Origin of the sequence: Corynebacterium sp. H113, from assembly GCF_037572315.1 — a bacterium.
GTDB lineage: Bacteria > Actinomycetota > Actinomycetes > Mycobacteriales > Mycobacteriaceae > Corynebacterium.
In genome coordinates this window covers 355,207-379,449 of sequence record NZ_JBBHKZ010000002.1, presented here as the reverse complement: position 1 = coordinate 379,449, position 24,243 = coordinate 355,207, and the positions used below count along the sequence as shown (strand labels likewise).

The following is a 24,243-nucleotide window of genomic DNA, read 5'->3' as shown; positions in this document are numbered from 1 at the left end:
CGTGTGTGCTGCTGCAGGGAACGTTGCTTAGCGGCGAACGCTGTCCTGAATAGCTTGCACCAATTCTAATCGGTTGGGCAGATCTCCCTCACCAGGCCAGACCGTTTCGCTCCGGCCAGCTGGATTGAGGTAGAAGAACGCAGCTCCCACATCTTCGAGAGGTACGTCCTGCCCTTCTGCCCGCAATCTATCCGACCACGCTATCCGGTAAATGGCCAACTGTAATGCCTTGACGGATAAATCGTGGCCAGTGGCTGGCTTACCAGTCTTCCAGTCAACGACAACCCACCTACCGTCAATGCGGAACACAGCATCGATACGGCCCACTACTCGTTGCCCACCAAGCGAGATGTCGAAAGGCACTTCCACGCATTCCGGGGTGCGGTCAGCCCACTCCGAATTCTTGAAGATCTCTTTCAACCGATCGACAGCGAGATCTTCACCAAAGTCAGCGCCAAATTCTTCGGCGATGGCGAAGATGTCTTCGTCGTCAAGCAATGCTTGGGTAGAGAAGAAACTCTCCAGCCACGCGTGGAAGGCAGTACCACGTCGGGCGAAACGGTTCGGTTTGAATGGAACGGGGCGAGCTTTGCGACGTGCAAAGGCATCGGGGTCCTGGCGCATCGCAATGTATTCACTGGCCGACAGCTGCACCGGGAGTTCCACTTCAATAGCGCTTTCACGTACGTGACGACGCTCGTCCAAAAGCATCGAGACTTCCATGTCCCACACCTGTGAAATATCTCCGCCAATGGGGCGCACGCTGGTAGGTTCCTGCGCATGCAGATTGGTGAGTGCTTCGCCGACCAAGTGAGCAGCATTGGTCACGGCTTCACGACGCTCACCCAGTGGATCAACAGGCCACTCAATACCTTCCGCGTCGGTTACTTCCAGAGGATCAGCGCTTGCTTCGCTTTCCCACACTTCGACGTCTTGAGGGCGTGCCGCAGCGAGCGCGATGAGCTGTTCCGACGGCCCATCGACGGATTTCTTCCCCTCGCCTTTTCGTTGGCAGCCTGAAACCAGCAACGTCTTGGCCGCTCGAGTAACAGCAACGTAGAAGAGCCGCTCGGATTCCTCGCTGACGGCTGTCTTCAATTCGTCCTTGTGTTCGGCGATAGCCTTGACCAGCTCACCCTGGTTTTCTGCTGCACTAGTGTCCAGCACGGGCGCGCCATTCAGCAGCTCATCGGTTTCTAGGGAGCCCTCGGAACCGTGTCCGTTGTTGGCCCCGCTGTCATTGCCGATGAGTTCCGGCATGAGCAACTCTGCCTTGGTTGTCCAGTTTTCTAACCTGACCTTGTCATATACGCTTTCGCACACATGTGGTACAGCCACGATGTCCCATTCCAAGCCCTTCGACTTGTGGACAGTCATAATCTCCACCGCGTCACCGCGAAGCTTCACTTTTCCAGGTTCAAGACCCCGGTCAAACTGTTCCGCCCGCTGCAAAAAGCTGAGGAAAGACAGCAGTTCTCCACCAATGCGACGCGAGTATTCTGCCGCCACCTCGATGAACTTATCCAGGTGCACCGTTCCTGCAGTCGCCGTGGACTGCTCGGCAGCTCCAGCAACTGTTGCTTCAATGCGGATTCCAAATGCCACTTCAACATCGGACACGAGTTCCGGCAAAGGTTTGTGCAAAGACCAGCGTCGCAGGCCACCCAGTTTCATGGATAGATCCGCAATACGCCGGGCTCCTTCCTCTGAGTACTGCGGAGCCCTCGGGCCGTCGTCGTCAATAGCCGGGTCTGCGATGGCGTAGCCCAAACCAACGGGCTCACCCGCACGTTCTTGGACAAGGGATTCTAGAGTCGCGTCGAGCTTTTCAAGTTCCGTTTCGTCCTGCTGAGTCGTGTTCGCCGTGCTGCGGTCGCGAACGCTGTTGGAAATCTGACGAGCACGTCGCTTAACTTCCTCCAGATCCGCTGCTCCCAATTGCACAAAAGGGCTGGTCAAGATACGAAGCATGGCTTCGTTGTCTGCCGGATCCGCCAGTACCCGCAACACAGCGACGATATCCATGATTTCAGGGATCGACAGCAACCCACCGAGCCCGACAATCTCCGCTGGAACTCCGACAGAGGTCAGCGCATCCAGCACCGGTGCCGAATCCTTATTGCCTCGGACCAGCACAGCTGCGGAAAAGTGACGACCTTCGGCCTGCGCGGTCGCGTATTCGGAGGCCATACGATCGGCAATCCACGTCAACTCTTCATGAACAGTCGAATGCAATGCCAACGACACGGTGCCTTCATGTGCGCCAGGGCGCGGGGTCAGCCGTTCTACCGTACGTTGCTGGTTCCTAAATGCTTTGTCAGAGACAATATTGGCTACTTCCAACACGGATTCTGGGTTTCGCCAGGACGTGACGAGCTGCAATTTACTGGCAGGTTGCCCATTCGATTGCGGAAAGTCGTCGACAAAACGAATCAGGTTCGATGCTGTTGCGCCACGCCACCCATAAATCGCCTGCATCGGATCACCGACGGCAGTGACTGCATTACCGGCGAACAAGCCACGAAGCAGTACCCGCTGCGCATGAGATGTGTCCTGATATTCGTCAAGCATCACAACTTTGAATCGCTTCCGCTGCGATTCACCAACTTCCGCGATACCGTCAGCAAGACGCGCAGCTTGCGACATCTGCATGCCGAACGTCACTACGTGATCGTCCGCATAGCGCTGCCGTAGCTCTTCTACCAGTGGCAATAGTTCCAGGCGATCCCGCTGAGCATCCAGAACGCTTACCAAGCCACTGTGCAAATCCTTCTTTTGCCGTGCCGACTTCGGCGTCTGCAAGATCGTATGAATGAATGCTTCCGTTTGCTCGCGAACTTCCTGTTCATCGACCAAATTAGAGTCGATTTCGGAGCTCAACTTCATCAGCTTTTCGACGAGTTTCCCCGTGTCCAGCTTCGTCTTCATAGACGACGCATTCGTCGCGATATCCCATGCCATTTGCCACTGTGTCGATGTGTCGATCACCTCTGCGGATGGTTCCGCAGGCAGCAGTAGGCCGTACTCTTTGACCAGCGAACCGGCATAGGCATCGTACGTTTTTACCGTCGGGACGATGACCTCCAAAGCCTCGAGAACATCTGGGTTAGCAACCTTCCGAAACTCTGGCGATGCTGCCAACGTAGCTAACCGTGCACGGATTCGCTGCCCCAGCTCACTTGCGGCTTTGCGGGTAAACGTCAGGCCAAGAACTTCTTCTGGCCTGACGAAACCATTGGCGACCAGCCACACCACGCGTGCAGCCATTGTTTCGGTCTTTCCTGCACCAGCACCTGCGACGACAAGCATGGGTTCCATCGGTGCACCGATGACTGCAGCTTGCTGCTCTGTGGGAGCGAACTTCTGCTCCATCATGTGCGACAGTGCAACCGGATCGATGATGTTTGTGGAGTTGCTCATCGCGCACCTTCCTTTGCTGGGCAAGACTGTTTCACTGCACACACACGGCACTGAGTGCCTGGAGTTGCGAGGGAATGCGGACCTCGGACCTGCGCTGCGACTTCCAGCACTGTGGACCGCCATTTCTCCAACATTTCTGGAGTCTGAGCTGATTGCTCGCGGGTAGTTGGGGCACCGCTTGCTGTCTGCTTTCGCGGAAATACGAGTTGAGCACCGCCAACGCAGTTCGAATCCTGTGCGCGCAGCGCCAGGGCCAATTGATACACCGCAAGCTGCGCATTGTCTTCCGTGTCTTTGCCAGTCGGTACAGCTGAACCGGTTTTAATATCGACGACGATGTCCTTACCGTCCTCGGTGCGCATGAGTCGGTCAATACGACCAACAATATCGACATCGTCGCTCACAGCGACGCGCACTGGCACTTCGATTCCTGAGGCAGTATTGAGCTGAGCCCAGTTGTGCCACGAATGTAGTGCTTCGACCCACTCATCAGTCAGCCGATCTAGTCTCCATTGAGGTTCCTCGATCAGACGCGGAATAAGGTTCCGCAAAGCCTCTTCAGCATCGACAATATCGACACCTCGTTCCAATGCCTCTGCGATCGCGTGAAACGCCGTTCCCATCAACATTGCAGTTGATGTCGTTGGTGGTTCGAGCATCGCCTTCAACGGGCAGTCAAGCGCGCTACCAACCTTTGACGGGCTAATGCGCTGTGTTGGGCGATCCGCACTACCCCCAGAACGAATCTGACCGTCTGTACTAGGTCCCTGAAGTCCCCACCACGTAGTCGGATGAGCTGCTGCAACTCCGTCGTCCGCAAGGCGGGCCAACTGGTGTGCAGCGTGACGACGTCGAGTCACTGTCTGACGGGGATCCGTAACGACGGCCCGTAGCTCGCTCACCAACGCATGCAAAGACAACACGCGTGTACCTAGATCTCTGCCAACAACAGTTTCCCCGTCATTGTTCTCTGCAGATTCGGAAGTACCGGCTTCATCATCGCCACCGCGTTCGATAGTAAGTCCCGTTTCAGCCAGGAAACGACTTGGTTCACCAATATCGTCCGGTGCATCAACTGCAGTGATGAGCAGCTTGCGCCGAGCACGCGTCAGCGCAACGTAGAACAGCCTGCGTTCCTCTGCCATGCGTTCAGCCACATGAGATACCGGCTGACCTGGCATGATGCCTCGATCCAAATAATCGATCAATTGCTCCTGCAACATGACTGACCCGGTTTGACCAAGTGATGGCCACTCGTCTTCCTGAACACCAGCAACAACCACGCATTCCCACTGACGCCCCAGTGCCGCATGAGCAGATAGCACCGACACAGCATCTCGCGGTGCGCTTCGGCGATCACGCGCACCAGTTGGCAATTCCTGGTCCAACACCGCTCGCACAAGACTGGAAATACTTAGCGACGGATCTTGTTCAGCGAGGTCACCGGCGAAGTCAAACAACGTCATTACTGCATCAAGATCGCGGTCTGCGGCCGAGCCGGTTGCTCCACCGCGTAAAGACGCCGAGACCAGATGATTGTGCATCCGGGATGCATCCCACAGCGCCCACAGCACACTTTCGACTCCATCCGCCAGAGCACGACGGCCAGCATCGAGAATTTCGAGCGGCACAGTTAATACTTGTTTCTCTCGAGGTGGCAATGCGTCAATCAATGCCTCATCGGCAGTTGAACGCTGAGGAGAAGCAAGGATCGAACAAATCTTGTCCATTGCCTGCTGGCCATCCAACGACAACTCCGGCGACGACATGCTCACTCGACGTACGGCGCGAACAACCCGTGACATGGTTACTGGATCCGCATTACACAAAGGCCCTGTAAGTACGTGTTCCCATTCAGCTACGGACAACGCTGTGGCTCCTGATTGCGCCGGAGCCACTGCTCGCAGCAGCAACATCAGCGATGCCACCATGCGTTGCTCTCGTAGCACGATATCCGTTGGATCCATTGCGACAGGGACTCCTGCCCGAGCCAAGTGTCGATGCAGCGCTGACTCACTCGCGCCAGACCGCACCAATACAACCATGTCTTTCCACGGCACACCGTGTTCGATATGTTGACGGCGCAGAAAGTTAGCAATGACGTTGCGCTCGCCCATTGCCGTGTCTTGTACAAAGACGCGGGCAGATTCTGGCTGCGCAACATCATCAATAGTGCGGATACCGCGCTGAGGATGCTTACCGGGTAAGCGCGACGCCACTCGGCTCGCTGCAGCTGCTACCTCCGGTGTTGTGCGGAAGGATGTCTGGACAATGATCGTGTGCGCATCGTCAGTGACCGAATCCAAGAAATCAGAATTAGCGCCACGGAAATGCAGCACCGACTGATCATGATCGCCAGTGACCACAATCGTGTCCGCATATGGAATGAAATGCGACAACAACTTCGCCGACTGGGGATCCACATGATGAGCATCGTCAATCAATAAAACCTTGAAACCCAACCCCGGCACAATTGCTGGATCAGCAGCAATGGCAGCTAAGGCAGCCCCCACTAGCTCTGCGGCATTCAAACTATCTTGACCCGCAAGCCGCATCGCTTGCCGGTACTCCACCATGAACTTCCCCGCTGCCGTCCACTCTGGCACACCACACTTACTGCCAATCGCCTGCAACTGAGGCCCATCCACACCCCGCTCAGCTGCACGCAACATGACATCACGCAATTGACGAGCCATCCCCTGCATCGACAGCGCTGGCACCAACCGTTCTGGCCAATACGAACCGCCATCTTCAGCATGTCCAGAAAGCAACTTACGCACGACAGCATCTTGCTTCGCGCCCGTCGTCAATGAAGGCTCCTCTGCACCCGCTGCAACTGCAGCCTGACGCACGATGGCAAATGCCAACGAGTGCACTGCTCGGACCATACCGCCGGATCCGGCACTGATTTCTTGCTTTTCGACGACATCGCCCTGCAGCAATGCCAATTGCACAGCAATATCCTCGCGGATTCTCGCTGCGGCATCCTTCGCCGGTGCAATCACTGCGATGCTGTCCGGCGATACCCCTGCCGCCATGTGGGCCACCGCAAGATCCGCAAGAAGCGCTGACTTTCCGGTGCCCGGTCCGCCTAGTACCCGCCACGGAGTCCCGGGAACTTTCAGTTCAACCTGTCGCTCGTCTCCAGGAAAGAGCATGCCAACAGGGCCCGACCACTGTCGAGCTTCGCCTCTTCTACGGTCAGCGAAAACTACACGGGGCATCGATGGAATATCGGCCAACGATGCATCGAACTCGGGGATTTCAGGCATGCCCACATTGTGGCACAGGGCTCGGATTGGGCTGTTCGATAATCGAACGACTTAGTCTTCAGTCACCATCGAGCGCACGATCTCAGCTGCACGCGCCAGCCCCCGCCAGGAGCTTCGCTTCGATTCAGGAAAAGCAGCATGAGCCAATAAGCGGAAACACACAGCACGAATCAACAACTCATTCCACTCTGGAATATGGTCGAATCGGGCTAAGAGATCTTCGTCAGCACCCAAGAACGCCAAACAATCAACAGCCGCAACCGCAGCTCCCCAGCCTTTAACACGCCATCGAGGCACAATATCGGTCAGAACTGGCTCCGTGGCACCATCGAAAAGTAACGTGCCTACGACATCGCCGTGAGTAAGTTGCGTCTCCCCCGCGATGTCTCCACGAAGTCGCAACAACGAACTTGCGACGGTCAGTGCCTCTGCAGCATCAGGTCGAGGAATCGCATCCGGGTCGAGAATCATGCTGAGCTCCGCGACAGTGTTATCGCTCCACACAGCGCGATCACAGACGGAAAATACGTTGGGGTCAGGGTTCACCAAGAACTGTGGGCGGGAAATACCTGACAGAGCCTCGTCGATACGTACTGCGGCGACCAGGATCTCGTCTGCACGAGGTGCACAATTGCCTGGCATCCAATGCCGAGACTGCCACCCAGACAAAACATGTCGTCCGTCAGTGGTGCGACCTGGACGAGCGACATGGATGCCATCAATCTGTAGGGTTTCCCGAAGTTTTGCTGACCACGCGGCGCGCGCCGAATCTGCCACTTGAGACAGCACCATGGAGTCGTACCGCCACCCAAGATCCCACGACATCCCAGCGGGCACTGGTTCGCCCGACAAACCGAAAGCTTCGAGGACGTGGTTCGGTGGCAATTGAGTCATGGACGAAGATTACCCCACATTTGCGCCGAACTGTGCGAGCGCTAAGCTGTTGGGTACGGCCACGGGTTGCTCTTGCAACGCGCGCCGTCGTCCGGGTACACCTCGTTCGGATTCAGCTGGTACAGCTCCGAATTCGAGGTACTGAGCGTCTGCTGCATCATGATTGGTGCTACACCACCATCTTCGGCGCATGCCTCGTGTGCTGCGAAACCGATCGCATGTCCTACCTCATGGTTAATCAGGTACTGGCGGTAGCTGCCCACGTCACCTTCGAATGGAAGAGCTCCACGAACCCAGCGAGCTTCATTCACCACAACCTTGTTTGGGCCATTGCCACCGCTACCCACATGACACGAGGTTTCCAATGGAATGGCGTAACCACATTCTTGATGTGCGGTATCTGTCGACGACAGCTGAATCACGAGATCCGGGTTGTCGTCCAATGTGACAGGTTCAAATGCAAACGCCGGATCGTGGGTCCAGCTACGAGGATCAGACAAAGTAGCTCTGACCAGCCCTGCGAAGGCATCGACACCACCAATACGGTGAGTATCAATGGAGTCCTCAATGGTCACCGCGTAGCGATACGTCTTCGTCGTGCCCTCGCCGACTTTTGGCCCTGCACTTCCGACTTCCTTGTATTGCCCCGAAGATTTTTCGGTGTAGGGACCACCCGGCGGCAGCGCACCAACATCAGGGTTTCCCTTAAATTCACCATCTGGAATAGGACCAGAGCGCTGTGTTTCATCCGACGACTGCGAAATCGTTTGTGTTTCAGTACCGGGTGCCGACTCTTCGGCTGCGTCCGGGTTGGTGAAAACGTCGAATAGAACAACAACCGTCAAAACCGCCAAAACGGGGATAGCGTATGCCCGCCATCCCCATTCGCGTGCGAATCGCACTAAGAAAGGTTCGTTCGCCATTTTGCGCCTAAGCCGACCTTCTATTCCTATTCCAATAATTCACCGCGGATTACGCGATGAAGCCAACCTGGCGTGGAGCCGAAGGACCCACCTGAACATAAGAAACCTTTGCCACAGTAACGAGGTACGTCTTCCCCGCGCCGTCGACAAGCTCCAGAACGCCGTCGCCACTAGCAATCGAGTCCGAAATCTGCTTCTTCAGCTCTTCGCCACCCTGAACAGAAGCAATAGTGAGCTCTCGAGGGGTATCGACCAATCCGATAGTGATGTCCATGGATGCAATCATAGCGACCATAACGGACACTAGTATGAGTGACTGGGGGTTACGTGCACCCGAAATGATTATTGATATCCAATTAGCATTGAGGAACACTGATCCGTGAAGTCCCTCGATAGCCAGTGTGCATTTCATTTTGTCTTTATCTACTAGGAGTTATTGTGGCTGAACAACCCGCGCCGACCTTCGTTGAGCTTGGTGTTGCTGCGGAGATTTGCGATGCCCTGAACTCCAAAGGAATTGATCGCACCTTTGCCATTCAGGAACTTACGCTCCCATTAGCTCTCGATGGCACTGACATTATCGGCCAAGCCCGCACTGGCATGGGTAAGACGCTCGGCTTCGGTGTACCGCTGGTCGACCGCATCTTCGATGACGCTCGGATCGCCGAACCTGACGGAACTCCACGTGGCCTAGTTATCGTTCCTACCCGTGAGCTGTGTGTTCAAGTCGGAGATGATCTTGCAGCTGCGGCCGCTGCAACTGGCTTGCGACTTGCCACGATCTACGGCGGTCGGCCCTACGACGAGCAGATTGACCTCCTCGATCGTGGCGTCGACATCGTCGTCGGCACACCTGGCCGTCTGATCGACCTGTACCAGCGTGGAAACCTGCAGTTAGGGTTCGTCGAAGTTCTGATTCTCGATGAAGCGGACGAAATGCTGGATTTGGGCTTCTTACCCGATATCGAGAAGATTCTGCAGGCAGTGCCGGATAAACGGCAGACAATGCTCTTCTCGGCCACCATGCCTGGCCCGATTCTGACTCTGGCTCGGACGTTTATGTCTCGACCCGTTCATATTCGCGCAGAGACTGGGGAATCTGAGGCGACCGTGCATGCAACGACACGGCAGGTTGTCTTCCAATCTCATCAGATGGATAAGCTTCCGGTTATCGCCCGAATCTTGCAGTCAGAGGGACGCGGCCGCACCATCATTTTTGCCCGCACCAAGCGGTCAACCGCATCTGTGGCAGAACAACTGGGAGAGCGCGGATTCCTGGTCACCGCAGTTCATGGCGACATGAATCAGGCAGCACGCGAGAAGTCTCTGGATGCTTTCCGACGGGGCGATGTCGATGTACTCGTCGCAACTGACGTAGCTGCACGAGGCATTGACATTGATGACGTCACTCACGTTATTAATCACCAGGTACCCGATGACGAAATGACGTATGTCCACCGCATCGGGCGCACCGGACGTGCTGGTCACACCGGTATTGCAGTAACCCTTGTCGGCTGGGACGAGCTTCCCCGGTGGAAGATGATCAACCAGGCTCTGGATCTGGATTTCCCACAGCCACCACAGTGGTTCTCAACTTCACCTGAGTTTTACGAAGCCTTGGATATTCCTGACGATGCGGAAGATTCCGTCGGTCCACAACGTCCAGTATTCGGTGCCCGCCCACCGCGGGGTTCTAATTCACGCTCCGGCGGTCGTGGTGGCCGTAGCCGTCGCTAGGGTCACGGCCGCCGTAGAAGCCGGAGTAGGGATACCAGCAAGTCCCACTAGACTGCCGATAGACTGAGCTCATGCCGTTTTCCGAGAAGTTTCGAGCGAACCGAAAGCACTACATCGCCTCGGCCGTTCTCATCCTTGTCTCAGTCATGATTCTCTCCTGGACGTGGTGGAAGGCCCCTGTTCGCCAGGTGCAGCATCAAGCTTCACAGTGGGCGCGCCCTGCTGTAGCTGCTACGGACGTCGTCCCTTCGTCTTTTGAAGAAGCATGGCGATTCGCTGGTGACGGTGACGAAGCGTCGGCGCCGATTATTCCTTTAGTGGTAGAAGGCGTCGCGGTTATTTCTGATGCCAACGGTGTTACTGCCGTTGACACCCAAGATGGCACGATCGCGTGGTCTTATCACCGTGATCTCCCACTCTGCACGGCAATGGTCTCTAATGGTCGCGTTGTCGCAGTCTTTGAAGGCGAAGCAGGTTGTGGCGAAGCCACCTCCATCGACGCGGAGACTGGTGAGTACCATGCGACTCGACGATCAATGATTGACGGTGCCGTCGCTCCGGTGCGATCAAACGACAACACAGGCATCATTTCCAAGGATTACGTGGAGATCTGGCGTGGCGACCTCGTCAATAATCTCGAATACGGCAAGATTCCAGCATCGTCAGAACCTGATGTGCAACCACACCCTGGCTGCACCATCGCGGATGCGATGGTGCGTAAAAACAACACGGTTATCGTGAACAATTGTCCTGATGGTCACCGGCTCGTTTTCCAGAGCACAGACCCCGAAGAATCCCAGGAACCTGAAATCGGCGCAGATGTTCCGCTAGCCGGACCCGCTCGTCTCGCAGTAGTTGGCCAAAAAGGCGCCGTCGTCCGCATTGGCGACGAACTTATAACGTACGACCTCGCTGGCAAGGAAACATCCAGGACACATGCAGCCGCGACACAGCCCGCATCAGCCTTTGTGGCTCCATCTGCTGCTTCGACCGCTGACTTGCCTCACCATATGACCTGGTTTTCGGGCACCGATGTTCTAGCATTCCGACCTAATTCACTCGAGCTAGCGTTTACCGTGCCACACGCAATCGGAACACCAGCTGCGGTGGGCGACCGCGTTCTTGTCCCTGTTCACGAGGGGATCGCAGTTGTAGATCCCACTAACGGCGCAGTGGAACGCACCATTCCGGTCCATCGCGACGGCACCGCTGGCCCAATTGTGCTGGCAGTTTCTGGCGACATTCTCGTCGAAAAGCGGGGTAATCAGCTATTCGGACTGCGGATGGTCGCAGATGCAGCACCAATTGAAAATGCTGTACCAATTGAAGAAACCGCAGCTGGTGATGTGCCAGCTGTGGCTGTTCCGACTGAGGAGGCTGTTCCTAAGTTCTAACGTCCGTATTCGTTAGCTGCCCAGTTCAATGCTTGGGAATTAAACATGGCGTACAACGCGGCAATCGCAGCGATAACTACAGGCACGGCCAGCGTGTAGGCATCTGATTTGAACATGTAATAGGCAACGCCGAGAAGACACAGATTCAACATAATGATCGGTCCTCGCCCCCAGCGGTGACCCCGAATCAACATGATCGCGCCAGCAAGAACGGCCCCGAAAACGATGAAGAACCAGAGTGCAGTGCCAATTCCGGAGATCACTGCATCGCGGTCTTCAAAGCCCATCATGTCGCGTACTGCAAGAAAAATGCCGTAACCGATACCCAACGTGGATTCGACCACCGCGATCCAGGCACCTGCCATGACGGAGCGCGGAGCGGACATTGAAACATGCGACGAAGCCGTGCTGCCCGTCTTTTTCTTCTGTGCGTTCACAGTTGTCCACCCTAGTAGCTTCCGTGCGCAACATTCGAAAGAGGTTGCAAACCTCTCCGTGCTTCGTGATTAACTAAACGACGTGCGTGCACTCATTATCTCCAATCCAAATTCGACCTCCATCACCGACGATCTTGTTCGATGTGTGGTCAGATCGTTACGCGCAGTGCCTGGGCTACGTTTTCATACCGAGTACACATCCCATCCAGGACATGCGACGGAGTTGACACGGGGGATGACAGCCAAGGACGTCGACTACATCGTGTGTCTTGGTGGTGACGGCACAGTCAACGAAGTCGTGAATGGCCTGATGGATGACGCAACCCCAACTGCCGAGGGGATTCCACCTCACCAACTCCCTGCAATTGTCATTATCCCTACGGGAAGCGCGAATGTGCTGGCTGGCGCGCTCGATATCCCGCGAAACCCTTTCGATGCCGCACGGCTGACGACTCGCTTGCTCCGAAAGGGTGAGATGCGCACGATCAGCGCAGGCTACGCAAAGTTTGGTGAGTCAGCTCGCTGGTTCGTCGTCAACGCCGGTGCCGGATTGGATGCCGACGTGATCGCGTCCGTCGAAGCGGTCCGAAGCGACGGAAAGAGCGCAAAGCCAATTCGGTACGTGCGCACCATTTTGCCTATGTGGAATCAGATTCGCCTCGATCCCCCGCAGATCCGTGCTGAAGTTGACGGTGTCGAAATGGGTACGAATCTGCCCATCGCAGTCGTATCTAATTCAAATCCATGGACTTTCCTCGGCGACCTCCCCGTCGTGACGAACCCAAACACCGATATGGGAGGCGGTCTTGGCTTTTTTGGAGTTAGGTCACTTGCCGGGCTCGGTGGCATTGTCATTGCCGCAAACTTGGGTGGCGCACTGCTTCCTTTGCGACGACCGTTGCACGTCCAGGAGCGCGAGATTCGGGAAGATAATGCTGCTGAGGTCGTGCTCGAGTCAGCTCGTCCATTGAAGTTTCAGCTTGATGGCGAATATATTGATGAAGTCTCTGCGATTCGTATTGCGGTTTCTTCAAATGCCATTAAAGTAGTAGCGCCGGTAGATAAAAGGCACCCTACTGGCTTTGTCAAATCCGTCACCGATAAGCCAATTTCTGTGCGCTTGACAGCCATGTTGCAGAGCCGCTTGATTGCGCGGCTGCGGTTAGCATTTTCCCGAGATTGAACGGCACGTTAACTCTCCCAGTTTCCTGAAGAAACCATAAGGGAATGACCCTTCTCGCAGTTGACAGGGTTTCTCACCACGGCGTGCATTAATAGAATTCACCTCTTAACCACTCTTGGACACCCTAAATTTAGGGTGTTGACTACCTGCACATGTAACCAAATGTTCACATATTTGTGACCTTCGGCACTTTTATTCAATTACCCCTTTACGGATACGTCATAACGTGCCATCATAGTGTCCGTCGGCGGGGGAGTCCTGGTCATTCACTCCCCTTTGCAAAACATCTGAGGCACCTCAATACCGTGCCCAATGTCGCGGAAACCGCCGGTGAACCCCTGGTCACACGAGAAGCGTGTGATCCACCGTTGGAAGTTTTTCCGCTTTTTCCCATGCCCGCACCCGGGCTTCAACAAAAGGAGTATTTGTCATGGATTGGCGTCACGAAGCTGTTTGTCGAGAAGAAGACCCAGAGCTGTTTTTCCCAGTTGGCAACTCGGGGCCAGCACTGGCCCAGATTGCTAAGGCAAAGGTTGTCTGCAACCGTTGCCCAGTTACCTCCTCTTGCCTCGCATGGGCCCTCGAAAGTGGCCAGGATGCAGGCGTTTGGGGTGGCATGAGCGAAGACGAGCGTCGCGCTCTGAAGCGCCGTCGCAACCGCGGTCGCGTTCGTCGCACCCGCACCGCTGTCAACTAAGAACGCTAACTTAGCGCAATTAACTGACCTTAGTCCGTAGGGCAAGGAACCAGTTTTTATGGAAAACCCCAGCGGGGTGTAATCTGAACAGGTTAAATTCCGCTGCAACAAAGGAGGACGCTCATGAGCAAGCGTGGCCGTAAGCGCAAGGACCGTCGCAAGAGCAAGGCTAACCACGGTAAGCGCCCTAACTCTTAATTCGACGAGTTTGATTGAGAAAGACCCAGGAAGGCATTGTCTTCCTGGGTCTTTTCACATTCAGGTTGCTCAACTGGGCACAGCTGACAACTACACCTCGCGGTGGTATGAAACTCGATACTCGGTTGTGCGCTGCTCTACCCCGCCAGACTGAATACGAGTCTCTATGCGACGCTCAACTCGGGTATGAATGCGAGAAGTAATGCGCTGGCGCAGCTTCTCTGGTGCGGTCTGTTGGCAGCAACGGCGCAAGAGCGCACGGATTGCCTCGACGGATCCGATTTCAGCAGCGCACTCTGGACACTTATTCAGGTGCTTTTCCAGTCGCTCGCTTTCCTCTGGATCGCACTCGCCGTCTAAGAGAACATACAGTCGCCGCTGGAATTGCTCACAATTCTGTGGCTGGCAACATGCTTTGTCTGGGTTGTCCATCGCATCGTCTGAGGCGTGATCACCAGTCAACTTGTCCATCACTATGCCTTCCTCGCTGCTGAGTTCTTTGCTGTGCCCGGTGCGCCTTCGCCCTGGTTATCGTCCCGAATAAAACCTCGTTCGCGCGCTACATTCTGCAACGCATCACGCAGCTGTTTTCTTCCACGATGCAATCTCGACATCACAGTGCCAATGGGAGTGTCCATGATTTCGGCGATCTCCTTGTACGGCATGCCTTCGACATCGGCGTAGTAGACCACCATGCGGTAGTCCTCATTGAGGTCCATTAAAGCCTGCTGAATCTCTGTGTCGGGAAGTGCAGCAAGTGCTTCGACTTCCGCAGACTTCAGCCCAGATGACTGATGGGATGCAGTTTCAGCAATCTGCGAATCGGTGAGCTCATCGGTTGCATATTCTGCAGGTCGACGTTGAGCTTTGCGATAGTCATTGATGTACGCATTCGTCAGAATGCGGTACAACCACGCTTTCAAGTTCGTGCCTGGCCGGTACGAACGAAAACCAGTAAATGCCTTCATGTACGCCTCTTGTACAAGGTCCTCAGCATCTGCCGGATTTCGTGTCATGCGGAGCGCAGCACCATATAACTGGTCAATCAATGGCAGCGCATCACGCTCGAATCGCTGCGCTAGCTCTAGTTCTGTTTCGTCGTTCCGCACAGCGGACGACATTGCTGTCTCCACTTCTGCAGAGCCGGCCCGCGCCATCTCTGATGCGGCGGTACCGTCAGTTTCACGCGGCGCTGTCGCTTCACCTGTCATACCTGTCATGCTATACCGCCCGTCATATCGACAAAGTTAGTCCTGTCTAATCCTGCCCATTTGGCGCTCGGTTAACACACTGTGCAACGATCACACTATGGCTAAGAAGAAGGGCAAAGAACGGCGCTCAGGCGCGTCAACACCGGCCATTTCGGCATGCGTCGCTGCTGGGATCGTACACACGGTCCATCAGTTTCCCCATTCCGATCAGAACTTCGGTGAAGAAGCCGCGCACTGGCTCGGGGAGCATAAAGGCATCGCTGCCGATCGCATCTTCAAAACACTCGTTCTTCAACTGCACGGGGTGAAGGGCGGTATGCACTCCGAATCCGCAAAGGTTCATTTAGCCGTAGCTATCGTCCCTGTCACCCACAAGCTGAATGTAAAAGCCGCAGCTGCAGCGCTGGGGGCATCAAAAGCGGACCTTGCCGATCCACATGATGCTCAGCGATCTACCGGCTATGTCCCTGGCGGCATATCTCCGCTTGGGCAACGCAAACAGCTCCCCACGGTGATTCACGAATCCGCGTTGTCCTACGACACTATTTTCGTCTCCGGTGGTCGACGTGGCTGGGACATTGAGCTCTCCCCCACCTCACTCGTGGAACTTTGCGACGCCACGGTCGCGGACATCACGGCTGCATAAGCCAGGCGCCGTCGTTTGCTACGTTTCCCAATGCTTTGTTGACCGGTTGCACATCAAGACAATCAACCAGTGCTTCGTTGGTCATCCCGACGGCTCCGCCGTGCGCCCAATTCGACTGGTCTAGCCAATCTGCAATGTCATCAGAAGCGAGCACCCGTGGCATCCGATGATGCAGCGAGGAAAGGTGTCCGACTGCTTCGGTGGTGAGGATTGTGGCGCTAACCAAGTCGCCACACCGAGCCCACAGACCAGCAACATAGATGAGCTCACTATTTCGGTGAGTGACCATGAAGGGAGCTTTGTCTCGCCATTCGTACCAACCGTTCATCGGAATCACGCAAGGTTGCCCGGCTCGGAAAGTCGGCTTTTCTTTCCACGTCTCGGCCCGAGCATTGAAATACGGTGTTTTCGGCATCGATGTGGCCCAATGCGGCACTAGCCCCCACCGCACGGTTGCAGCAATAGTTCCAGGGTGCAAGGGGTCCGAAGGGGCGTCGTTACGCGCAAGCGCAACAATTGGCATGGTGGGACCGATATTCCACCGCTCAGTAGGAAGCTGCCCGTCTGGAACGACGGGGCTAAGGGTGTCGATCTCGGAAAACTCTCGAAGTAACTGTTCCCCGACAGTGAAAAGGGTGAAACGACCGCACATGTCTCCATCATGCCAACCATTCGGGATCGTTTTGGGGAACAATAGTGATCGTGAACTCACCTTCTGTATCTCCCCACTCTTCCGCTGACCTGTGGCCAGCACCTTTAGCCGATACCCCAGTGCGCGCAACTGTCTCGGTTGGCGGTTCAAAGTCAATTACGAACCGCGCGTTAGTCATTGCAGCGTTGTCGTCGACGCCTTCAGTGATCCACGGGGCGCTGCACTCACGTGATACCGAGTTGATGATCAACGCGCTCACGGCGATGGGCGCCGAGATTGACTCCGCTGCAAAGCAGCATGGCGCCCCGAACCATACGGTTCAAGTTACTCCGCGCATGCTGCGTGGTGGCACCGTCGAATGTGGCTTGGCAGGCACTGTCATGCGCTTTGTTCCTCCAGTAGCCGCAACGGCAAACGGCACCGTCTTTTTTGATGGTGACGAAGAAGCTCGTGTTCGCCCCATGGCCCCGATTTTGAACGCACTTCGAGGCCTCGGCGTACATGTCTCGGGCGATAGGTTGCCTTTTATCGTGAACCCTGAAGGAGCTGTAGCAGAAACTGCAGATGCGGATGCACCGTACCGCGATATTGGTGGTGCCATTGAGGTGGATTCGTCGTCCTCATCTCAATTTATTTCTGGACTACTTTTGGCTGCGACCCGTTTTGGCAAGGGACTAACGCTGAAGCCACAAGGAGAAGTGCCGTCGCAACCGCACATCGATATGACTGTGGCGATGTTGAAGGATGCCGGGGTCAACATCACCATCACTGATTTCGAAGACTCGAAGATTTACCATGTCAGCCCGGGCGAGATTAAGGGCCGCACCTGGTACGTCGAGCCTGATCTATCCAATGCGACCCCATTCTTGGCTGCTGCTGCAGTTACGGGTGGCAGAGTGACTGTCAACCACTGGCCAAAGGAAACTACGCAGGCTGGTGACCAGATCCGTGGCGTCCTCGAAAAGATGGGTTGTACCATCGAGTTCGTCCCGCATGGAGACCACAGCCAGGACCTCGTAGTAACGGGTCCAGAGAAGCTCAAGGGTATCGACCTCGATATGTCGGACATCGGTGAGTTGGCGCCGACGGTGGCTGCAATTGCAACACTCGCGTCGACTCCTACCCGGCTCACGGGTATCGCACACCTGCGCGGGCACGAAACAAACCGCCTAGCCGCTCTCACCACCGAGATCAACCGTATTGGTGGTAACGCCAAAGAACTTCAAGACGGCATTCAGATCCACCCTGTACCCGTCGCCGAGATGACAGGTGGCGAGTGGATGAGCTATGCGGATCATCGCATGGCCACTGCCGGCGCCATCATCGGGCTGAAGGTCCCAAACATGCTCATCGAGAATATCGGGACCACTGCAAAGACCATGCCGAATTTCGACATGCGCTGGCTCGATATGCTCAATGTAGCTACCCCTTCCCCTGCCGAGTTGGAAGCCGAAATGGACGCCATGCATCGAGGTGATTTCTAGACTATGAGTCGTAGACCACGCCAGTCCCACCATGATTGGGATGAGTCTGATGTTCGGGTGCGCCCAGGTAAAAGTTCTCGCCCACGAACAAAAGACCGCCCCAAGCACAAGGACGCTCGGTGGGGTGTCGTAGTCTCGAAAGACCGTGGTCGCTGGGGAGTTGCATTAGACGACAATTCTCCAGATTCAGCACCGATCAACTGCATGCGTGCCCGTGAATTGGGGCGCACGAATATCGTCGTCGGTGACCGCGTCGGCATCGTCGGCGACACCTCGGGGCGGAAGGACACTCTTGCACGTATCGTCAAACTGGCAGATCGCACCAGCGTCCTCCGTCGCACTGCCGACGACAACGATGCCTTCGAGCGCATTGTTGTCGCAAACGCAGAACTACTACTCATTGTCTGCGCAGTAGCCGACCCCACTCCTCGTACCGGTTTCGTCGAGCGTGCACTGGTCGCTGCGTATGCGGGCGGAGTAACGCCCGTGCTCTGCCTGACCAAATCGGACTTGGCCGACCCGCAAGAATTCGCTGCCGAATTCACCGATCTCGACGTGCCCGTTGTCGTATGTGGTGTTGACGATCCGCTCGAACCGCTTCTCGCACGGGTTACCGATCGAATCACTGCCCTTATTGGACATTCAGGCGTCGGCAAGTCCACTTTGGTCAACCGTCTCGTCCCTGGTGCTAATCGTGAAACGGGAGTCGTCAGCGGCGTTGGTAAGGGACGTCACACTTCGACGCAGTCGGTTGCGTTGCCGTTGCCTCAGGGCGGCTGGATCATCGATACCCCGGGTATCCGTTCTTTCGGCTTGGCCCACATCACCCCCGAAACTGTCGTGAGTGTTTTCGAAGATCTCTCCGAAGCAATTACCGACTGTCCACGTGGCTGTACCCACCTTGGTCCTCCCTCCGACCCAGAGTGCGCCTTCGATCGGCTGGAGGGCGCCTCGTACCGCCGAGCAATGGCGGTACGTCGCCTCCTAGAGACGCTTTCATCTAACGAGGACTGGGAGCTGGACATCGACCGTGACTAGCGCCATCGCCCTCTTCGCTGACCGTCGCCCTACCCTGCGCCATCTCGTGGTGTTGTGCGTGCTCACGTTGCTAGTCGGCATCGCCACGGGGCTCATTGCCGCCGGTCTCGCCACCGTGATGCACGCTATCGAGCAGCTAGTCTACGGTCAGCACGAAGGTGATGTCGCCGTTGTCACCGAAGGTACAACTGGTACGCAGCGTTTTCTTGGCATCGTCATCGCGGGTCTCATCGCCGGTCCTGCCTGGGCTGCATTGCGACGACTCCGTGAGCCACTCCTCTCCGTCGAAGACGGTATGGAGGGGCGTCGAATGCCGGTATTCGAGACGCTCGTCAATGTGTTTCTGCAAATGGGCACGGTGGCTGCGGGTGCGTCAGTTGGGCGGGAGAATGCGCCTCGAGAAGCAAGTGCAATGTTTTCGAGCCAGCTATTATCTCGACTCGGCGTCGATGCAGAAACCCAGCGAGTAATCGTGGCAGCCGCTGCAGGTGCAGGCCTGGGGGCGATTTACCACATCCCATTGGCCGGAGCGATTTTTGCCCTAGAAATTTTGTTAGGTTCGATTTCAGCCACTGCTGTCATGGTCGTTCTCGCTTGTTCGGCTATCGCGACAGTCGTTTCAGGCATCGCGGTGGGCAATGAACCCCTGTATGAACCGCTCAATTTATCCGAAGGATGGGGCAATCTCAGCGCAGCGCTACTTGTTGGAGTAATCGCAGGGCTAGGTGGCTATGCGTTTCGCAGTTGGACTCGACGCTGCGAAGCATCTGCGCCAAAAGGCTGGCATGCAGCGTGGACCATCCCACTAGCTTTTGCGATAGTCGGCGGCATTGCGCTGTGGCTTCCCGAAGTGTTGGGCAATGGTCGCAACGCGGCCACACCAGTTTTGATGACGAGCAGTACTACCGAGACTGGTCCGCTACACCTGACGGTGTGGTTTGTGGTGGCGCTTTTCGTCGCAAAGCTCGTAGCAGTGTTGATTACATTGCGCTCCGGCGCGGTCGGCGGTGTCTTGACACCAGGCTTCGCGTTGGGCGCAATGCTCGGTTTCCTCATCGGATCAGTGGCCTCACCGATTCTTGCAGGGTTCTCTATCACCATTCCGCTCAGCGACTTTGCGCTGCTCGGAGCTTGTGCGTTTTTGTCCACAACGATGGCAGCTCCCCTATTCGCATTCGTCGTCACTGTCGAATTCACAGGCCAATCCTCAGAGGCATATTTGGCGCTGTTCCTTGCAGCGGCGACGGCTGCGCTAGTGGGAGCTGTCGTCGAAAAGCGAGCTATGCAGAAGCAGGAACTTCCGGAGCCTTCGCGGTAGTCATCTGCTTTTCAGCGCGACCGGTGTAAGCGTTAATGACATCGCGAACGCCAGGGCGAAGCTTGCGGAGCAGCTTCAGACCAGTCTTCAAACCACGGCGTGGCTGAGCAGTGCGATCAAGCTGAGCTTCGACCTCAGGGTACTTCACAAAAGCCTTCTCGGACCGAACCTCAGGAGCGTTATCGCGGTCTGCAACCAGGAAGCGGTTTGGCAGCGTCAGCTTAAGCAGCGTGCGCTGAACCTGAGCGAACTGCTTCGGGAACGAACCCGTGTTGTACGGCAGGTCGTACTCGCGACAGATTTCCTGGACCTGCTTCGAGATGGCAGCCAAACGGTTCGATGGCATATCCGGGTACAGGTGGTGCTCGATCTGGTAGTTCAAGTTTCCGGAGAGCACCGACAGCGCCAGACCACCGGTGAAGTTTGCGGAACCCAGCATCTGGCGCAAGTACCACTCCGCCTTGTTCTCAGTCTTGTACTGCTCCTTGGTGAAGGTTTCTGCATCATCTGGGAAGTGACCACAGAAAATCACTGCGTAGGCCCACACGTTACGAGCCAGGTTGGTGTACATGTTCGCCTTCGCGACTTCACCAAAACGAGGACCAGCCAACAACGGGAACAGGACGTAGTCCTTGAGCAGCTGATTACCCGACTTCTGGAAAACTTCCATCAGCTGAGGCTTTGCTTCTGCCCAGTCCTTCTTGCCAGCAGCTACACGTCCGAGCTCGACATCATAGAAAGCAACTGCCCACTGGAACAGGCTAGCCAGAACCACGTTGGTTACTGGCTGCAGCAAGTGCTCTGGAGACCACTTGCGGTCACGGGTAACACGCAGAATGCCGTATCCCACGTCGTTGTCCATGCCCAAGATGTTGGTGTACTTGTGGTGCACGAAATTGTGGGAGTGCTTCCAACCGCTCGATGGGCAGGAGTTATCCCATTCCCAGGTTGCAGAGTGAATCTCTGGGTCGTTCATCCAGTCCCACTGGCCGTGCATAACGTTGTGGCCAATTTCCAGGTTCTCGAGGATCTTTGCCAAGGACAGCGCCGAGACGCCAGCCCACTTGAAACCCCAGTGAGCTGGGTTCTTCCATGCCTTTGGCAACACGCCCATCTTGCCCAACGCAAGACCAACAGTAGGCGCCATCAACAGCGCTCGACCCGAGACTTCCAAGGTGCGCTGGATACGGATGAGGCTACGAATGTAGCGGGCGTCCTTAGGTCCCAGAGCGTCGCGGTGCTCGCGCTCGATCTCCTCGAACCGGCGACCGATTTCGGCGATGTCTTCGTCCGTCAAGTGCGCGTATGACGCAATGTTGGCAATAGCCATTTTTATCCCCTGTAGCTTCTAAAGTTCAGTAGAAAGTGTGTGATGTCTAGCTGGTAGTGGTCTAGAAAGTAGGTGTCTAGGCTTCGAGAGTTACATCGCCTGCAGGTACGCAGACACAGGTGCGGATTCGCTCGCCTGCTTCGTGGGTCGCGCCGGTGCGCAGGTCCCGAGCGGTGCCGTCGGCAAGCTGGCGTACGCACGTTGCGCAGATACCCATACGGCAACCATAAGGCAACTGTACGCCGGCTTTCTCTCCAGCTTCGAGGATGGTGGTTGCACCGTCCACTTCAATTTCGCCGCGACCAGGGAACGTCACGACGCCACCCTGTGCATCAGTATTGCCACGATCCAAAGTGAATCGCTCGGTGGTCAGACCCGGCAGGGCGCTCTCCAACTGATCGAGCATCGCGGATGGACCACAGGCATAGGCAGCACCTTCTGCGGCGCGCTGTCGCGCTTCTGACTCGATCTCGAGGATGTCCTCGCTGGAAAGTCGACCCTCTTTGCTGGTTTCGCGAACGACAAGTGTGAGCCCGTCCTGCGCCTGCATCTCGGCAAGCTCGTCCGCGAAGAGCTGCCCGGAAGCGTCGCGCACCGAGTGAATGTGAGTGATTCCAGACAGTGCTCCCTCTGGTTTCGCTGCGCCTCGGCGCTTGAGGTCACGCAGCATGGACATGACCGGAGTGATTCCTGAGCCAGCAGTGATGAAGAGCAACTTCTCTGGAACTGGCTCCGGCAGGTGGAAATCACCAGCTGGCGCAGCCAAACGAACGACCGTGCCAGGCGTTGCGTACATGACCAGATGCTGAGACAGAAAACCCTGATCCTGCGCCTTCACCGTGACAGACAGAAGTCCGTCCGCTGGACGTGGAGCGTTAGTCAAGGAATATGAACGCCACACAAAGCGACCATCGACGCGAACACCAATGCCGATGTACTGGCCGGCCCGAAAGTCTGCTGGCACTCCCCAACCCGGGCGGATGACAAGCTCAACGACATCGTCAGATGGTCGGTTGACTTTCTCAATCTGTCCGCGCAATTCACGCCTCGACCACAACGGGTTTACCAGTCGTGTGTAATCGTCTGGAAGTAGCGGTGTCGACAGTCGTCGGAACGCGCCGCGTAGCCCGTTGGCAAAGTTCACGCAAAGTCCCCTTAGAACGAAAAAATCAATCTAATGTCATACAGACATCTGTAAAACTACTTACGCTTGCGTAGCTTACGGTTCGGTAACTTTTGCGTCAAGTGTTTAGTAGGCGCGTCGAAACTAAAAAATCCCCCGGCGAATCCGCCAGGGGAAGTGACAACCAGGAGATCTACAGAAGTTCGACCAACATGCCAATTTCGCTGGAGTCATACCAAGCAAGTGGCACTTCCAAACAGTCCCCAACAGCCAATTCAGCATCCTCATCGCCCAAATCAGCCGCGTCGACTGCCTCGATAGCAGCGCGGGTAAGTTCCTCGGTCGACGCGACATCAACATGCACAGCAGCGATAGCATCAGCTGGGATCGCCGAACCAAGCTTTACGACGTCCTCCCCCATGTCCGGGGTCAACTCAAGTTCAGCGTCGTCCTTAATATCAGCCGAGACAACAACACGACGAAGCTCAAACTGACCGCTGTACTCACTCAGTAAGCGCAGCGACGTGCGAGCCGCGTCCGTAAAAGCAATGTCCGCCAACTCGTCCTCATCGCCTTCGGCATAAAACTCCTGCAATGCCGGAGTGACAGCGAATGCCCACCCATGCGCGGCGCGAAGCTCCCCTTCATCGAGAAGAGTCTGGAGCATGCCGAAAGTCGCGGGAATATACACCCGCATTAGAACTCGCCTTCAAGTTCAAGCAAACCAGCGATCTCAACGACCGCACGATCGAACTGCTGGTAGAAGACACCGACCATGCCGTTAGAGACAGCACCATGGATGTTCACGATCGAATCGTCAACCAACACGCAGTCGCGTGCCGGCAAGCCAATACGATCTGCTGTGATGTTAAACGCCTCAGCAGAAGGCTTTTCTGCACCGATTTCGCCTGACAAGCACACGGCGTCGACAAGACCAGAGGTTTCGAACTCTCGAATATGATCGGCAGCTGGACCGCCTGGATCATTAGAAAGAATCGCCAAGGCCACGCCGTTTTCGCGTGCAGCTTTCAACAATTCACGCCAGCGAGCCTGGTCTTCGTCCGTCCCATCGAGGACGCCACAGTAGTCGATAATCATTCCGCGCATGTGGCAATGGTAAACCGGCGACAAACATTTCGCTCTATTGCCCCCACTTATTGTGTGTCGGACTATACATAAATGCATCCGCGTTAACCCTTGACAAGAGATGCATCGCTCAGATTCCCACCGTAGGATGAGCACACATTCGCAGCTACATCATTGGGGGATGATTGTGGAGCTGACCC

22 protein-coding genes are annotated in these 24,243 nt (G+C 56.0%); 9 read left to right on the top strand and 13 right to left on the bottom strand.

Translation table 11 applies throughout. The annotated features are described in order from the left end of the window. Positions 1-27: 27 nt before the first annotated feature. The 5 genes from WG938_RS02935 to WG938_RS02915 are packed head-to-tail and all read right to left on the bottom strand — an operon-like array spanning position 28 to position 8,783. Entirely contained in the window at positions 28-3,420 is a 3,393-nt protein-coding gene (locus tag WG938_RS02935; protein WP_339977360.1) for an ATP-dependent helicase, read from the bottom strand. Then, positions 3,417-6,692 (bottom strand): ATP-dependent DNA helicase, encoded by a 3,276-nt coding sequence (locus tag WG938_RS02930; protein WP_339977358.1) that lies wholly within the window; start codon positions 6,690-6,692, stop codon positions 3,417-3,419. The genes WG938_RS02935 and WG938_RS02930 overlap by 4 nt, the downstream gene beginning before the upstream one ends. 51 nt (positions 6,693-6,743) lie before the next feature. After that, positions 6,744-7,586 (bottom strand): TIGR02569 family protein, encoded by an 843-nt coding sequence (locus WG938_RS02925; protein ID WP_339977356.1) that lies wholly within the window; start codon positions 7,584-7,586, stop codon positions 6,744-6,746. A 41-nt stretch (positions 7,587-7,627) separates the two neighbouring features. Next, the gene (locus tag WG938_RS02920) at positions 7,628-8,509 is read right to left on the bottom strand and encodes a DUF3152 domain-containing protein (protein WP_339977354.1); all 882 of its coding nucleotides are present in this window, start codon (positions 8,507-8,509) and stop codon (positions 7,628-7,630) included. A gap of 49 nt (positions 8,510-8,558) precedes the next feature. Beyond that, entirely contained in the window at positions 8,559-8,783 is a 225-nt protein-coding gene (locus WG938_RS02915) for a DUF3107 domain-containing protein (RefSeq protein WP_339977353.1), read from the bottom strand. 164 nt (positions 8,784-8,947) lie between these two features. Here WG938_RS02915 and WG938_RS02910 point away from each other — a divergent pair, with 164 nt between their 5' ends. Further along, positions 8,948-10,246 carry a DEAD/DEAH box helicase gene (locus WG938_RS02910; RefSeq protein ID WP_339977351.1) on the top strand — a complete coding sequence of 433 codons (1,299 nt, stop codon included), beginning with the start codon at positions 8,948-8,950 and terminating at the stop codon, positions 10,244-10,246. A gap of 71 nt (positions 10,247-10,317) precedes the next feature. Beyond that, complete coding sequence (locus tag WG938_RS02905; RefSeq protein ID WP_339977349.1) at positions 10,318-11,640, top strand: Rv3212 family protein; 1,323 nt, start codon at positions 10,318-10,320, stop codon at positions 11,638-11,640. Here the strand turns inward: WG938_RS02905 and WG938_RS02900 are convergent. Next, positions 11,637-12,077: a hypothetical protein gene (locus WG938_RS02900; protein WP_339977347.1), complete on the bottom strand. Its 441-nt coding sequence runs from the start codon at positions 12,075-12,077 to the stop codon at positions 11,637-11,639. The two genes, WG938_RS02905 and WG938_RS02900, sit on opposite strands and share 4 nt — an antisense overlap. Positions 12,078-12,159: 82 nt before the next feature. On the opposite strand from WG938_RS02900, the gene WG938_RS02895 reads away from it, so the two are divergent. The 3 genes from WG938_RS02895 to WG938_RS10770 all read left to right on the top strand — a co-directional run bounded on the left by WG938_RS02895 (position 12,160) and on the right by WG938_RS10770 (position 14,155). Next, positions 12,160-13,260, top strand: coding sequence for a diacylglycerol/lipid kinase family protein (locus tag WG938_RS02895; RefSeq protein WP_339977345.1), 1,101 nt, complete (start codon positions 12,160-12,162; stop codon positions 13,258-13,260). A gap of 430 nt (positions 13,261-13,690) precedes the next feature. Then, positions 13,691-13,957 carry a WhiB family transcriptional regulator gene (locus WG938_RS02890; RefSeq protein WP_339977343.1) on the top strand — a complete coding sequence of 89 codons (267 nt, stop codon included), beginning with the start codon at positions 13,691-13,693 and terminating at the stop codon, positions 13,955-13,957. 123 nt (positions 13,958-14,080) lie between these two features. After that, complete coding sequence (locus WG938_RS10770) at positions 14,081-14,155, top strand: 50S ribosomal protein bL37 (protein WP_445228201.1); 75 nt, start codon at positions 14,081-14,083, stop codon at positions 14,153-14,155. Positions 14,156-14,245: 90 nt separating this feature from the next. Here WG938_RS10770 and rsrA read toward each other — a convergent pair whose 3' ends face one another. Together rsrA and WG938_RS02880 are read right to left on the bottom strand one after the other, a co-directional pair. Then, on the bottom strand, positions 14,246-14,626 hold the full coding sequence (gene rsrA / locus WG938_RS02885) for a mycothiol system anti-sigma-R factor (RefSeq protein WP_339978762.1): 381 nt from the start codon (positions 14,624-14,626) through the stop codon (positions 14,246-14,248). 2 nt (positions 14,627-14,628) lie between these two features. Further along, positions 14,629-15,366, bottom strand: a complete 738-nt coding sequence (locus WG938_RS02880) for a sigma-70 family RNA polymerase sigma factor (protein ID WP_339977341.1) — start codon at positions 15,364-15,366, stop codon at positions 14,629-14,631. A 97-nt stretch (positions 15,367-15,463) separates the two neighbouring features. Between WG938_RS02880 and ybaK the strand changes: the two genes are divergently transcribed. Then, complete coding sequence (gene ybaK, locus WG938_RS02875) at positions 15,464-16,012, top strand: Cys-tRNA(Pro) deacylase (RefSeq protein WP_339977339.1); 549 nt, start codon at positions 15,464-15,466, stop codon at positions 16,010-16,012. Here ybaK and WG938_RS02870 read toward each other — a convergent pair. Then, positions 15,999-16,664 carry an SOS response-associated peptidase gene (locus tag WG938_RS02870; protein ID WP_339977337.1) on the bottom strand — a complete coding sequence of 222 codons (666 nt, stop codon included), beginning with the start codon at positions 16,662-16,664 and terminating at the stop codon, positions 15,999-16,001. The two genes, ybaK and WG938_RS02870, sit on opposite strands and share 14 nt — an antisense overlap. 41 nt (positions 16,665-16,705) lie before the next feature. Between WG938_RS02870 and aroA the strand changes: the two genes are divergently transcribed. The 3 genes from aroA to WG938_RS02855 are packed head-to-tail and all read left to right on the top strand — an operon-like array spanning position 16,706 to position 20,504. Continuing rightward, positions 16,706-18,148, top strand: a complete 1,443-nt coding sequence (gene aroA, locus WG938_RS02865; protein ID WP_445292892.1) for a 3-phosphoshikimate 1-carboxyvinyltransferase — start codon at positions 16,706-16,708, stop codon at positions 18,146-18,148. 3 nt (positions 18,149-18,151) lie between these two features. Next, complete coding sequence (gene rsgA, locus WG938_RS02860; RefSeq protein ID WP_339977333.1) at positions 18,152-19,186, top strand: ribosome small subunit-dependent GTPase A; 1,035 nt, start codon at positions 18,152-18,154, stop codon at positions 19,184-19,186. Further along, positions 19,179-20,504, top strand: coding sequence for a chloride channel protein (locus tag WG938_RS02855; protein WP_339977331.1), 1,326 nt, complete (start codon positions 19,179-19,181; stop codon positions 20,502-20,504). Before rsgA ends, WG938_RS02855 begins: the two co-directional genes overlap by 8 nt. On the opposite strand, the gene WG938_RS02850 is transcribed toward WG938_RS02855, so the two are convergent. From WG938_RS02850 to WG938_RS02835, 4 genes are all read right to left on the bottom strand, one after another. Further along, a complete protein-coding gene (locus tag WG938_RS02850; protein WP_339977329.1) occupies positions 20,467-21,834 on the bottom strand; it encodes a fatty acid desaturase family protein in 1,368 nt (455 codons plus the stop codon). The genes WG938_RS02855 and WG938_RS02850 overlap by 38 nt on opposite strands. Positions 21,835-21,910: 76 nt before the next feature. Continuing rightward, positions 21,911-22,978 (bottom strand): ferredoxin reductase, encoded by a 1,068-nt coding sequence (locus tag WG938_RS02845; RefSeq protein WP_339977327.1) that lies wholly within the window; start codon positions 22,976-22,978, stop codon positions 21,911-21,913. 172 nt (positions 22,979-23,150) lie between these two features. Then, positions 23,151-23,654, bottom strand: a complete 504-nt coding sequence (locus WG938_RS02840) for a DUF6912 family protein (RefSeq protein ID WP_339977325.1) — start codon at positions 23,652-23,654, stop codon at positions 23,151-23,153. Further along, positions 23,654-24,064 carry an HAD family hydrolase gene (locus WG938_RS02835; RefSeq protein ID WP_339977323.1) on the bottom strand — a complete coding sequence of 137 codons (411 nt, stop codon included), beginning with the start codon at positions 24,062-24,064 and terminating at the stop codon, positions 23,654-23,656. The genes WG938_RS02840 and WG938_RS02835 overlap by 1 nt, the downstream gene beginning before the upstream one ends. Between the last annotated feature and the right edge of the window lie 179 nt (positions 24,065-24,243).